The sequence below is a fragment of the Pseudomonas sp. B40(2017) genome (assembly GCF_002112855.1).
GTDB lineage: Bacteria > Pseudomonadota > Gammaproteobacteria > Pseudomonadales > Pseudomonadaceae > Aquipseudomonas > Aquipseudomonas pharyngis.
On sequence record NZ_NEIT01000001.1, the window covers coordinates 766,001 to 778,728 of the forward strand.

Sequence of the window (12,728 nt, forward strand, 5' to 3'; positions counted from 1 at the left end):
TCAACGGCCACCTGAGTTACGTCAGCCATCGCTGAAAAACTGTTACCGGATGTTTACAAAATTTTTACCAATCATCTTCTACAGTCAGGAGCACATTCGTATGAGTTTTCTATCGGTAGAGGAAAGATTCAAATGGCTTTGGGCAAAGGACTGCGCTTGCCAGTCATCACTCCGACCCGCCTGGTGCTGCTGTTTTCGCTGGCACTGGTGGCGCTGTACAACCTGGCGACCTGGAAGGCGCTGGGAACGTTGATTACCCTGCAAGGCGCACAGAAACTGGCGTTTTTCGCGTCCTTCGGGCTGTTTCTATGGGCGGCGATCACCCTGCTGCTGACCCTGGTGTCGTTTCGCTGGACGCTGAAACCGGCGCTGACCCTGGTGGCCCTGCTCTCGGCCTGCGCGGCGTATTTCATGAACGAATACGGCATCACCATCGACACGGTGATGATCCAGAACGTGTTCGAAACCAACCCCGGGGAAGCCACGGCGCTGTTCAGCGGCAAACTGTTGGCTTACGTGCTGTTGCTCGGTGTGTTGCCGGCCGTGCTGATCTGGCGCTGGCCGGTGGTTTATCGGTCGTTCTTTCGGGGCTTGCTGAACAAGGTGCTGGTGATCGTGGCCTGTGTGCTGGTGATCGGCGCTTCGGTGGGCGCGTTCTATTCGACCTACGCGCCGATTTTTCGCGAGGAAGACAAGCTCACCCACTTCATCAACCCGACCAACTACATCTACGCGATCAGCAAATACACCAAGCAACGGCTGGGGATCAAAAAGCATTTCGTGGTGCAGGCCATCGGCGAAGACGCAGTCATGAGCGCCAAGGCGGCCGGTCGCGAGAAGAAATCGCTGATGGTGTTCGTGGTCGGCGAAACCGCCCGGGCCGACCATTTCTCGCTCAACGGCTATGAGCGCGAGACCAATCCCGAACTGAGCAAACTCGAAATCCTCAACTTCACCAACGTGCATTCCTGCGGCACCTCGACGGCGGTGTCGGTGCCGTGCATGTTCTCGATGTTCCCGCGCGAGGACTACAGCGACAAGAAAGGCAAAACCTACGAAGGCCTGCTGGACATCCTGCAACGGGCCGGCGTGCAGGTGCTGTGGCTGGACAACAACAGCGACTGCAAAGGCACCTGCCTGCGCGTGCCGAACCGCGACATCGCGAAGAATCAGCCGGGGCCGTTCTGCGACGGCAACAACTGCCTCGACGAAGCGCTGCTGGCCGACCTGCAAGGCTACATCGACAGCCTCAAGGGCAACGCGATCATTGTCCTGCACGCCGACGGCAGCCACGGCCCGGAGTACTACGAGCGCTATCCCAAGGACATGGAGCGCTTCAAACCGATCTGCCACACCAATCAACTGGGCAGTTGCAGCCGTGACGAACTGGTCAATGTCTACGACAACACGATCCTCTACACCGACCATTTCCTGGCCAAGGTGATCGAGCTGCTCAAGCGCAATCAGGACCACCTCGATACGTCGATGCTGTACGTCTCCGACCATGGCGAATCGCTGGGCGAGAACGGCCTGTACCTGCACGCCGCGCCCTATGCGCTGGCGCCGGAAGCGCAGACCCATGTGCCGATGGTGATGTGGTTCGGCAACAACACCCTAGCGCAACTGGGCATCGACCGTGGCTGCCTGCAAGGCAAAAGCAGCCAGCCGGATCTGAGCCACGACAACCTGTTCCACTCGGTGCTGGGGTTGTTCGAGGTCAGGACGTCGCTGTATCAGCCGGGGCTGGATATTTTCCATGGCTGTCGGCCGGCGATGACGGCGGGACAGTGATCCCCTCCAGCTGCGCCAGATAGGCCCACGGGTAAATCCCGCGCTGATGGCCGTCGCTGAACACCAGTTGCAGACCGTAGCCCTGAGCGTTCAATTCGATGACCCGCACACGCGGGTCAACCATGGGCGGCGAGCCCCGCAGGCGAAACGCCCGGCATTGCGAGCACGGGCATTGGCGGCGCAGTTCGGCATGGTCAAGCAACTGCTCGCGGCCATCCGGCCAGCTCAGCCGCAACCGGTGCTCAGTTTGAGAATTGCCGACCGACAGCGGATTCATTGCAGCTGACTCAAGGCAATCCGCACGGCTTTGCGCACTTCCGGATCGCCGTCTTCCTGCGCGGCCTGCAATGCGGCCACGGCCCCGCGATCATTCAGTTCGCCGAGGGCCAGCGCGGCTTCCTTGCGCAGGTTGCTGATGCGGTGGCCGAGGGTGTCGATCAGCGCGTCGAGGGCAGCGACGTACTTGAGGCGCCCGAGACTACGGGTAGCGCGCAGGCGCACTTGCCAGTAGTCGTCGGCCAAGGCTTCGATCAGCGCCGGGCCCGCATCGGTGTGGCCGACCTTGCCGAGGGTGGTCGCGGCTTCTTCGCGCACTTGCCAGGCCTGATCCTGCAAGGCCTGACGCAACGCAGGCAGCACGTCAGCGTCACTTGCCAGGCCCAGGGCGCCGGTGGCGGCGCGGCGCACTTCGGTGTCCGGATCATTGCTGGCCAAGCGGGCCAGGGCCGGCAGCGCGTCGAGTTGCTTGAGCCAGCCGAGCACGCCGACGGCTTCGCGGCGCACGCTGGCGTCGGCATCGTTCAGCGCCTGAGTCGCGGCCGGCGCAGCGCCGGGGAAACGCAACTCGCGCAAAGCCCGGAACGCGGCAATCCGCACGCCGGTTTCGGCATGGCTGGTCCACGGCAGAATCACCCTGCCCGCCGCTTCGGTCTTCAGCAGGCTCAGGCTCTGCGCCGCAGCGGCCTGCACCGCCGGCGACGGATCCGTCAGCGCCTGGCACAGCGCTTCAACCACCGGCTCGTCTTCCCAGTCTTCCAATAAACGCGCCGCTTCGGCACGCACCTCTTCGGCAGGGTCTTCGGCCAGTCGTTCGACCAGCCAGAGCAGACCGTCCGGCTCTTCGAGGTCGGCCAGGTCGATCAGGGCAATCCGCCGCACCCCGGCATCATCGGCGGTCAGGCGTGGTTGCAGGGCGAGAATGTCGTCGTTATCGGTCAAAGCAAAAAATGAAGTCACAGGGCAAATCTCGGCAAAGAGTTTTCAGGAGGCAGGCCGAGCGGATTGAGGCGCGGCAGCGGTCGGTCGTTGTCGTGGCGCAGCAGGTCGAGGCAGTGGCGCTTGAGGCGCGAAAATTCGTGGCTGGTCACCAGTTCGGTGGTGCGTGGCCGGGGGAAATCCAGGCGCAGGTCTTCGATGATTCGCCCTGGCCGTGCGCTCATCACCAGCAAGCGGTCGGCAAGGAACAGCGCTTCGTCGATGTCATGGGTGACGAACACTACGGTGGTGCGAATCCGCGTCCAGATGTCCAGCAACAGTTCCTGCATGTTCAGCCGGGTCAGCGCATCCAGTGCGCCGAAGGGTTCGTCCATCAGCAACAACCGTGGCCGGTTGACCAGCACCCGGGCGATCTCCACCCGTTGCTGCATGCCGCCGGAAAGTTGATCCGGCCAGCGTTCGGCGAAGCCTTCGAGGCCGACCAGTTTGAGGATTTCATCGGCGGCGCGATGGCGCTCGACTTTGCCGATGCCGCGCATCTTCAGGCCGAAGGCAACGTTGTCGCGCACCTTGCGCCACGGGAACAGGGTGTGATGCTGGAACACCATGCCGCGCTGTGGCGACGGCCCGGACACTTCGGCGCCATCGACTTTCAACTGCCCGCCATGGGGCTGCAGATGCCCGGCCAGCGCGCCGAGCAAGGTCGACTTGCCACAACCGGACGGACCGAGAATGCACACGAACTGGCCGGGTTCGATCTGGCAATCCAGGCCCTGCACCGCTTCGAACGCTTGCCGGCCTTCGCCAAGGACGATGGATAACTGGCGGATATCGATCCGCCCTTCCGGGGTTTGCATCATGCTCATCAGGCTTTTCCTCGTGGTCGATGCCAGGGCGTGAATAGCCCGCCCAGGCGTTTGATCAGCAGGCTGCTGCCCATGCCCAACACGCCGATCAGCAACATGCCGACCACGATGTCCGCATAGTTCTGGATGGTGTAGGACTCCCAGGTGTAGTAACCGATGCCGAACTGGCCGGAGATCATTTCAGCGGTCACCAGACAGAACCACGAGGTGCCCATGCCGATGGCGAGGCCGGTGATGATGCTCGGTGCGGCGCCTGGCAGGATCACTTCCAGCAGAATCGCCCTACGCCCGGCCCCGAGGCTTTTGGCCGAGGCGATCAGGCGTGGATCGACGCCTTCGACGCCGTGCACGGTGTTGAGCAGGATCGGGAACAGCGCGCCGGTGAAGGTGATGAAGACCATCGACAGTTCCGACGATGGGAACATCAGGATGGCCAGTGGAATCCAAGCCACGGCGGGGATTGGGCGCAGTACTTCCAGTGGCGGCAGCAGCAGGTCTTCGGCCCATTTCGAACGGCCGATGGCCAGGCCCAGGGCGATGCCGATCACCAGTGCCGCGAGGTAACCGGCAAAGACCCGGCCGAGGCTGGCGCTCAGGTGCTGGATGAGCTTGCCGGAGTCGCCGAGGCCGAGGGCGGCTTCGATCACGGCCAGCGGGGTCGGGACGTTGGCGAAGGTGACGAGGCCGAGGTTCCAGTGGTGGCTGGCGGCTAGTTGCCAGAAGAGCAGGCAGAGGAGCAATGAGGCGGCTCTCGATGTCCAGCGTAGGGTGGGTGACTTCATGGATCGGGTTTCCAATTATGGAGCTGTGTTGTGGCTGAGATTTACCCCCTCACCCCAGCCCTCTCCCCCAAGGGGGCGAGGGGGAAAGGGAGCCGATCTTCAAGTTTTTCGAAATCTCGGTTCGGCTCGATAGCGAGCAGGTGTTCATGATGTTCAAAACCTGAGCTCGACTCGATATTTCAGGTCGGTGTAGCTCCAGCAAACACCTCGGTCAGTCCCCTCTCCCTCCGGGAGAGGGTTAGGGTGAGGGGGAGCTTTTGATCTGCTGTTAGCGGGCAGCAACGGCCTGGGTCGTGGCATCGGTGAAGTCGAAAACCTTCCCGCCCTGCGCCGACGCGTATTGCTGGGCTTGGCCTTTGAGCAAAAACGCGCTCAACCGCCCCTTCGCATCGCTGGCAAACCACGCCTGCTCCGCCAGCAACTTGATTCCGCTGTCACTCGCCTGGGCATACACCGCCCGGATGTTCTTGCCTTCCGACTTCAGGCCGTCCAGCGCGGTGAACGCCTCTTCAGCCGAGGCATAGCGCCGGACCTTGTCCTCACCGCGCACCCAGATTTCCGCGACATGGCTGAAATCGCTGATAGTTTTTCCAGTCACCGCATCGACAGACTTCAACGGCGTCTGCGCGTAGTTGGCCAGTTGCGCCGTGTAATCCAGATTCGAAGCCTTGAACGCCGCGCGGATGTACTGATCGTCAATAAAGGTGTTCAGATCGAGCCCGCGATCGGCCTTCTTCAGCAGCTTCAGCGTGTCGATGGCAGTGCCCACAGCCTGGCGATATTCCGGTTTCCAGCTCAGGTCGCGGGTCTGCACGCCGAGCGGGCCGTGGAACAGGTAATTGACCTCGGCATCGACGCCGGTGACCTTGGCGATCAGCTCGCTGTATTTCTCCGGTTCGGCGGCCAACAGTTGATTGGCCTCGATGCTGGCGCGCAGGTAGGCGACGACGATTTCCGGGTATTTTTTCGCGTAGGCCTGATCCACCAGCGCACCGTGGAAGGTCGGTGCATTGGCTTGGGCACCGTCGTAGATCTTGCGAGCGAAGCCACGGCTCGGGAACAGCTCGGCGAACGGTACGAAGTCGGCGTGGGCGTCGATCTTGCCGGCCTGCAACGCGGAACCTGCGACCTCCGGCGGTTGGGCGATGATGTTCACGTCCTTCAGCGGGTCCCAACCCTGCTCCGCCACCGCGCGCAGCAGCATGCCGTGGGCGGTGGAGGCGAACGGCACGGAAATGGTCTTGCCCTTGAGTTCGCTCAGCGACTGCACGCCCGACGCGCTCGGCACCACGATGCCGTTGCCGCTGCCCTTGATGCTGCCCGACAGCACGCTGATGAACAGGCTGTGTTTGCCGGCGGTTTCAAATGCCACACCGTTGAACGCACCGGGGAAATCGGCCATGGCGCCGAAGTCGAGTTTGCCGGCGACCATCTCGTTGGTCAGCGGCGCACCGCTGGTGAAGTTCTTCCACTGCACGTCGTACTTGGCGTCCTTGTAGGCGCCGTCGTGAGGCAGGTATTTGTCGAGCAGGCCCAGCTCGCGAATCAACAGGCCGCCGGCGGCGCAGTTGATGGTGGTGTCCTGGGTGCCGATGGCAATGCGGATGGTTTCGGCCGAGGCCGACAGGGTGAACGAAGCCAGTACCAGACCGGCGATTGCTGCACGCAACATGGTTGAATCCCCTCGAATCATTTATAGGATGTTCGTCTCCGCCGCGATCAGGGCGCGGTGGGAAACGAGGGGTGTTTTTCAATTCAGCGTCCGGGGTTTACCGGATGGCTATCGGCTCGCCACAAATCCCCTGTGGGAGCGGGCTTGCTCGCGAAAGCGGTGTTTCAGTCAATAGTAATGCCAGCAATGCCGGCCTCTTCGGGAGCAAGCCCCCTCCCACAGTGGATTGGGGGTCACCGCAGGAGGTAAGGGATGTCCACTTTGACGGCACCAGTCGGGCAGTCCTTTTCGCACGGCATGCAGTACCAGCATTCATCGAAGGCCATGTAGGCCTTTTGCGTGGCCGGGTTGATCGCCAGCAGGTCCATCGGGCAGACGTCGACGCACACGGTGCAGCCCTTTTCGGCGATGCATTTGTCCTCGTCTACGGTGACGGGGGCGTTGGAGCGGAAGAAGATTTCCTGGGCTTGATAGGCCATGGTTCGGACTCTCTCTAGTGATGCATCAAGCGGCGAAAGCGCCGACCCGCAAACGGTCGTAGGCCTGCATTTCCTCGGCATCGAGGGGGATGATGTAAGGCTCGACGGCTTTCTTGAAACTGGTCATGCGCCCGTCTTCGCCCTTCTTCAGGTGGCAGTGGCAGAACCATTCGCGGTCGTCTCGTTGCGGGTGATCGACGCGGTAGTGGTACAGGCCCCAGCGGCTTTCGGCGCGGAACAGCGAGGCGCGCGCAGCCATTTCGGCGCAGTCGCGGATCACGCTGGTTTCCATGGCGCGCATCAGTTCATGGGCGTTGTTGGCCTTCATCTCGTTGAGATCGCGCTCGATGTCGCTGAAGCGTTGCAGGCCGATTTCCATCTTCTTCGTCACTTTCGGCGGTTGCAGGTAGTCGTTGACGAAGCGCCGCAGCTTGTACTCGACCTGCGCCGGCGGCAGACCGTGTTCGCGATCCAGCGGTGCGTAGACCCGGGCCTTTTCCTTCTCGATCTGCTCGGCATCCAGCGCGGAGAACTCGCGCCCGGCGACAAATTCCGCCGCGTTGTTACCCGCGAACCAGCCGTAGGTGAACGCGCCGAGCATGTAGTTATGCGGCACGGCGGCCATGTCACCGGCCGAGTACAAACCTTTCACCGAGGTTTCGGCGCGCTCGTTGACCCACACGCCGGACGCCGAGTGACCGCTGCAAAAACCGATTTCCGAGATGTGCATCTCGACCATCTGCGTGCGGTAGTCGGTGCCGCGATTGGCGTGGAACTGGCCGCGACTCGGACGCTCGTTGCTGTGGAGGATTTCCTCGATGTTCTGGATGGTTTCCTCGGCCAGATGATCGAGCTTGAGGAACACCGGGCCGTTGCCGCTCTCCAGTTCCTGGTGAAACTCCCACATCATCTGCCCGCTCCAGTAGTCGCACTCGATGAAGCGTTCGCCCTTGTTGTTGGCGGTGTAGCCGCCGAGCGGCCCCGTGACGTAGGCGCAGGCCGGGCCGTTGTAATCCTTGATCAGCGGATTGATCTGGAAGCACTCGAGGTTCGCCAGTTCGGCCCCGGCGTGGTACGCCATCGCGTAACCGTCGCCAGCGTTGGTCGGGTTTTCGTAGGTGCCCATCAGGTAACCCGAGGACGGCAGACCTAATCGGCCGGCCGCGCCACAAGCGAGGATCACTGCCTTGGCCTTGATCACATGGAAGTCGGCGGTGCGGCAGTCGAACCCCATCACACCGTTGACGGCGCCCTCCTCGTCAGTCAGCAGACGGGTGCAGACCAGGCGATTGGTGATGTTGACCCTTGCGCGTTTCAACTGGCGATACAGGACTTTCTTGATGTCGTGCCCTTCCGGCATCGGCAGCACGTAGGCGCCCATGTGGTGGACTTTCTTCACCGCGTAATCGCCGGTTTCGTCCTTCTCGAACTTCACGCCCCAGCGGTCGAGTTGTTCGATGGTTTCAAAACTGTGCGTCGCGTAGGCATAGACCGCCGCCTGATTGACGATGCCGTCGTTGGCAATGGTGATTTCCTTGGTGTACTGCTCGGGCGTCGAGTGGCCGGGAATGATCGCGTTGTTCAGGCCGTCCATGCCCATGCTGATCGCGCCGCTGCGTTTGACGTTGGCCTTGTCGACCAACAGCACGCGCAGTTCCTTGTTCTTTTCCTTGGCCTTGATCGCGGCCATCGGGCCGGCAGTGCCGCCGCCGATCACGACGATGTCGTATTCCTGTTCGAGAGTATTGCGGGTCATGTTCAGGCCCCTTTTTGCCGGTCGATCCGCAGGCGGTACTGGAACGCATCGCCACGGTAGTAAAGGTGTTCGAAGTCCAGCGGCTGACCGTTGGCGTCGTGGGTCAGACGCTCGATGCGCATGATCGGCGAGCCAGCCTCGACGTTCAGCGCCTGAGTCAGGTCGCTGTCAGCCAGCACCGCGTCGATGGCCAGATCCGCGTGACCAAGGGCGATGCCGCAGTCGTTCTCGAGGATCAGGAAGATGTCGCGGGTCACCAGATCAGCCTTCTCCAGCCGTTCGCCGACGGCTTTGGGCAGGTAGGTGATTTCCAGCGAAATTGGCTCGCGATTGATCAGGCGTACGCGTTTGATCTGCGCAACAGTTTCGCCTTCGGCAACCTGCAAACGCTCGGCGACCAGTTTGTCGGCGGCGATGAATTTGAAGCTGCGCAGGCGGTTGATCACCTCGTAGCCACGGCCGGTCATGGACTCGGCGAGGCCTTGCAGGGTGCTGACGTTTTGAAAGGTCTTGGGCTTGGCGACGAAGGTGCCCTTGCCGTGGATCTTGAAGATCAGACCTTCCTTCTGCAGATCGCCCAAGGCTTGGCGCACGGTGATGCGGCTGACCTTGAACAGTGCGCCGAGCTCGCTTTCGGACGGCATCTGGCTGTCTTGCGGGTATTCGCCGTCGAGAATCCGGGCGCGCAGCACGTCGCGCAGTTGGGTATGCAGAGGAACGCTGCTTAAGGAGAGAACGTTATCGGTCATCACGGGATCACTTGTTATAACGAGTTATGACGTGATCTTAGAGACATTATGACAAGCTTGAGAAATACCGAATGAGCATAAGGTTAGATGCGCACAAAATACTGTGGGAGCGAGCCTGCTCGCGATAGCGTCGGGTCAGTCAACACTTTCATCGGCTGACAGTCCGCTATCGCGAGCAGGCTCGCTCCCACAGGGGATTTGGGTCAGGTTCGTTTGAGAATTTGATCCATGACCCAATCGGTCTTCAGGGCTTCGGCGGCGACTGCCGGGTGCCGGGACTCACCGCGAATCTGCGCGTTCATGCCCAGTACGTGGTGCCACTGGATGTGATCGTGATGGGGGATTTCCAGGCTGATGTGTTCACCGGCATGCAACTCGACCGGGTGCTCGTCGAACACCGAAAAACCGATCCGCCCTTGGCTGCCGATGATCTCGACCCGATCCTCGCGCCGGTCCGCAACGAAACTCCAGCAGCCCATGCCCAACGCGCCCGAGGCGAATCGCCAACTGGCGCTGACCGCATCTTCCGCCGCATACAACCCGGCCTGGCGTGCGGTGAAGCCGGCGACTTCGACGATGTCGCCGAGCAGGTACTGGAACAGGTCAAAACCATGGCTGGCCAGATCCGCGAAATACCCGCCACCGGCCACCGCCGGATCGGTGCGCCAGTTTGCGCTGCCGTCCAGATCCTTGGGCGATGGTGCCTTGGTCAGCGTCCAGCTCAAATGCCGCACCTCACCGATGCGCCCCTGCTCCAGCCATTGCCGCACCTGCTGGAAGCGCGGCAATGAACGGCGGTAATAGGAGACGAACAGGTGCAAACCGGCATCGGCAAACACCTGCTGCATCTCGCGGCTTTGCCCGACGTTGAGCGCCATCGGTTTTTCCACGCAGCAATGCTTGCCGGCGGCGGCGACTTTCAGGCTGTAGGCGTGGTGGCTGTTGGGTGGCGTGGCGATGTACACCGCGTCCACCTCGGGGTCGTTGATCAGGGCATCGACGTCGGTGTAAGTCCGGGCGATGCCGTGGCGCGAGGCGTAATCGGTCACCGCTTCGAGGCGTCGCCCCATGACGGCCACCAACGCCGAGCCGGGGGCCTTGTAGAAAGCCGGCCCGCTCTTGCGTTCGGCAACGCTGCCGCAACCGATCATGCCCCAACGCACCACGTGCATGCTTGCGCCTCAGCCGATGCGCAGTGCGCGCAGGTCGAGGTGGCCGTTTTGCAGCGGCGGGCACCAGTAGTAGCCGCCGGTGATCGGCCGGCTGATGCGGTACAGACCGTCGGTGATGCCGTCTTCCAGACCGCTCATGCGCCGCAGTTGCGCTTCGAAGGCATCGAGGGAGAAGCCGAACGCGAGGAACATCAGGCCGGCGCGATCGCCTTCGATCCACGGCATCGAACGACGCACGACGAAGGCTTCCGGGGCGAAGCTTTCCTGGGCGGTGCGTTTGACGTGAGCGGACACCGGGGCGTCGTCGATCTCTTCGTTGTCGCTCAGGCGACGGCCCATGATGTTGTCCTTGTCCTCGGCGGACAGTGCATGGAAACCCTTGAGGTCGTGCTGCCACTGCTGGATCGCAGCGAAGCTGCCACCGACCAGACCGTCAGCGCCTTCACTTTGCAGTGCGGCGGCGATGGCGGCTTCGTCATGGGGGTTTTCGGTACCGTCTTCATAACCGGTGAGGTCATGGCCGTCCTTGTGGCGGAAAGCTTCCTGCATCTGCACCAGACGCAGCGCCGGGGCCAGGGCGGCCTCAAGCGCAGTGCTGCGGTTGAGCAGCTCGCCACGGTCGACGCCGTGCAGCCAGACCCACAGCGCGTGCTGGGTCGACGGGTTTTCCACGCCGACACCGGTCAGCGCCGGAAAGCTGCGCAGGCCGTCGACGTGCACATTCAGGGCCTTGGCCAGGGATTCACCGAAACCGACCACCGCCGACTTGCCATCCACCAGGTTCAGCAGGTTGTCGATCGCCTGCGGCAGCGCTTCAACCGACTCGAGAGCGAAAAACAGGTGACGTGCTTGCGGCGGAACAGGGGTGGCGAGAATGCCCGGCTGGTAGTAACTCATGTCGACTCCTTGGAAAGAGCGCGGAGTTTAACTGTAGGCGGAGGGTTTGTGTGGAGTTGAATGGCCTCAAAAGCGCCCCCTCACCCTAGCCCTCTCCCGGAGGGAGAGGGAACTGATTGGGGAAAATTGAGGAGGTACGCCGACCTGAACGAACGATGGTGAATCCATAATCGACACAGAATTTTCAGGTCGATGTATCGCGCAAGACAACTCGGTCGGCCCCCTCTCCCTCGGGGAGAGGGCTGGGGTGAGGGGTATCGGTCTCAAGTCAAATCACAGAACTCTCCATGCGCCACGCACTCGGACTCTTCCCCGTCCAACGCTTGAACGCCCGGCGAAAACTGCGCACGTCGCTGTAGCCGACCTCCTCGGTAATCCGCTCGATCGGCATATCAGGATTGGCCAGCAAACTCATGGTGCGCGCCTGCCGCACCTGCTCCAGCAGCGCCTCAAACGTCAGCGAATGTTCAGTCAGCCGCCGGCGCAAAGTCCGGCTGCTCATGTTCAAGTCACCGGCAATCTTTTCAATGTGACTGCCCCGGCTCAGATCCCGGGCAATCGCCCGCTCCACAGCCTGGATCAGATCAAGTTTTTGATGAACCTGCGCCGCCTCCAGTTCCAGCAACTTGACCGCCTGACGCAGCGCCAGCGAATGGTGGTTGGGCAGGTTCACATCCAGCCATTGCACGTCGATCAGCATCCGATTGTGCAGGCAACCGAAGCGCACCTCCGGCCCCAGCAGACGCCGGTATTCATCAACGTAATCCGGCGCCGCATGCATGAATTCCACGGCAATCGGCTTGAACGTCTCGCCCACCAGCGCCCGGCCATAGACCAGCAGGCTGGCGAAAAACTCTTCCACCGCAAACACCTGCACCTCGGCAAACGGCAGCCGGCATTCAACGTCGACGTAGACCTGATCGCCCACCACATCGACGCTGGAAACGACGATCCCGCCGGAGGTGTGCTGATGCCGAACGCCAATGTCGAACGCATCGCGCAAGGTCTTGCACAGCGACAGTACGTGCCCCAGCAAACCGAGCGTCCCGAGCACGTTCTGCGCGCCCACCCACAGGCCCAGCCCCTGATTGGGCAAAGCTTTAAGCGCCCGCTGGATCATCGCCACGGCCTGGCGGTAGGAAATCCGCTGCGCCGGATCCTGCAGATCTTCGAAATCAAAACCCAGGCCACGGCACAGGCTCTGCGGCTCGACGCCCTTGTTGGCGGCGACTTCGGCCAGGGTTTGCAGGAGAAACGGCGACACCAGCGCCATTTCGAAGGTCGGGTCTTGGACTTTTACGTTCATGGGGGCTGACATTCCGGATCACGCTGAATTGTTATTTTTGTAA

General features: G+C 61.8%; 11 protein-coding genes and 1 pseudogene. 1 reads left to right on the forward strand and 11 read right to left on the reverse strand.

Features of this window, described 5'->3' with window-relative positions; genetic code table 11:
* The first annotated feature begins 132 nt into the window (after positions 1 to 132).
* Positions 133 to 1,791 carry a phosphoethanolamine transferase gene (locus tag CAF76_RS03480; RefSeq protein WP_085646828.1) on the forward strand — a complete coding sequence of 553 codons (1,659 nt, stop codon included), beginning with the start codon at positions 133 to 135 and terminating at the stop codon, positions 1,789 to 1,791.
* Positions 1,792 to 1,798: 7 nt separating this feature from the next.
* Here CAF76_RS03480 and CAF76_RS03485 read toward each other — a convergent pair.
* The 11 genes and pseudogenes from CAF76_RS03485 to CAF76_RS03535 all read right to left on the reverse strand — a co-directional run.
* Positions 1,799 to 2,068: pseudogene (locus CAF76_RS03485) on the reverse strand (DUF971 domain-containing protein); the annotation flags it as partial.
* Entirely contained in the window at positions 2,065 to 3,027 is a 963-nt protein-coding gene (locus CAF76_RS03490; RefSeq protein ID WP_085646830.1) for a HEAT repeat domain-containing protein, read from the reverse strand. The pseudogene CAF76_RS03485 and the gene CAF76_RS03490, both read right to left, overlap by 4 nt.
* Positions 3,024 to 3,872: an ABC transporter ATP-binding protein gene (locus tag CAF76_RS03495; RefSeq protein WP_085646831.1), complete on the reverse strand. Its 849-nt coding sequence runs from the start codon at positions 3,870 to 3,872 to the stop codon at positions 3,024 to 3,026. Before CAF76_RS03495 ends, CAF76_RS03490 begins: the two co-directional genes overlap by 4 nt.
* On the reverse strand, positions 3,872 to 4,654 hold the full coding sequence (locus CAF76_RS03500) for an ABC transporter permease (RefSeq protein ID WP_064597129.1): 783 nt from the start codon (positions 4,652 to 4,654) through the stop codon (positions 3,872 to 3,874). Before CAF76_RS03500 ends, CAF76_RS03495 begins: the two co-directional genes overlap by 1 nt.
* A gap of 268 nt (positions 4,655 to 4,922) precedes the next feature.
* Positions 4,923 to 6,326, reverse strand: a complete 1,404-nt coding sequence (locus CAF76_RS03505) for an ABC transporter substrate-binding protein (RefSeq protein WP_085646832.1) — start codon at positions 6,324 to 6,326, stop codon at positions 4,923 to 4,925.
* A 233-nt stretch (positions 6,327 to 6,559) separates the two neighbouring features.
* Complete coding sequence (locus tag CAF76_RS03510; RefSeq protein WP_003225615.1) at positions 6,560 to 6,805, reverse strand: ferredoxin family protein; 246 nt, start codon at positions 6,803 to 6,805, stop codon at positions 6,560 to 6,562.
* 25 nt (positions 6,806 to 6,830) lie between these two features.
* The gene (locus tag CAF76_RS03515; RefSeq protein WP_085646833.1) at positions 6,831 to 8,561 is read right to left on the reverse strand and encodes a fumarate reductase/succinate dehydrogenase flavoprotein subunit; all 1,731 of its coding nucleotides are present in this window, start codon (positions 8,559 to 8,561) and stop codon (positions 6,831 to 6,833) included.
* Between the two features lie 2 nt (positions 8,562 to 8,563).
* Entirely contained in the window at positions 8,564 to 9,310 is a 747-nt protein-coding gene (locus CAF76_RS03520; RefSeq protein ID WP_064597137.1) for a GntR family transcriptional regulator, read from the reverse strand.
* 203 nt (positions 9,311 to 9,513) lie between these two features.
* On the reverse strand, positions 9,514 to 10,482 hold the full coding sequence (locus CAF76_RS03525) for a Gfo/Idh/MocA family protein (protein ID WP_085646834.1): 969 nt from the start codon (positions 10,480 to 10,482) through the stop codon (positions 9,514 to 9,516).
* A gap of 9 nt (positions 10,483 to 10,491) precedes the next feature.
* Positions 10,492 to 11,379 carry a Dyp-type peroxidase gene (locus CAF76_RS03530; RefSeq protein WP_085610495.1) on the reverse strand — a complete coding sequence of 296 codons (888 nt, stop codon included), beginning with the start codon at positions 11,377 to 11,379 and terminating at the stop codon, positions 10,492 to 10,494.
* 268 nt (positions 11,380 to 11,647) lie between these two features.
* Positions 11,648 to 12,685, reverse strand: a complete 1,038-nt coding sequence (locus tag CAF76_RS03535; protein ID WP_085646835.1) for an AraC family transcriptional regulator — start codon at positions 12,683 to 12,685, stop codon at positions 11,648 to 11,650.
* Positions 12,686 to 12,728: the final 43 nt, after the last annotated feature.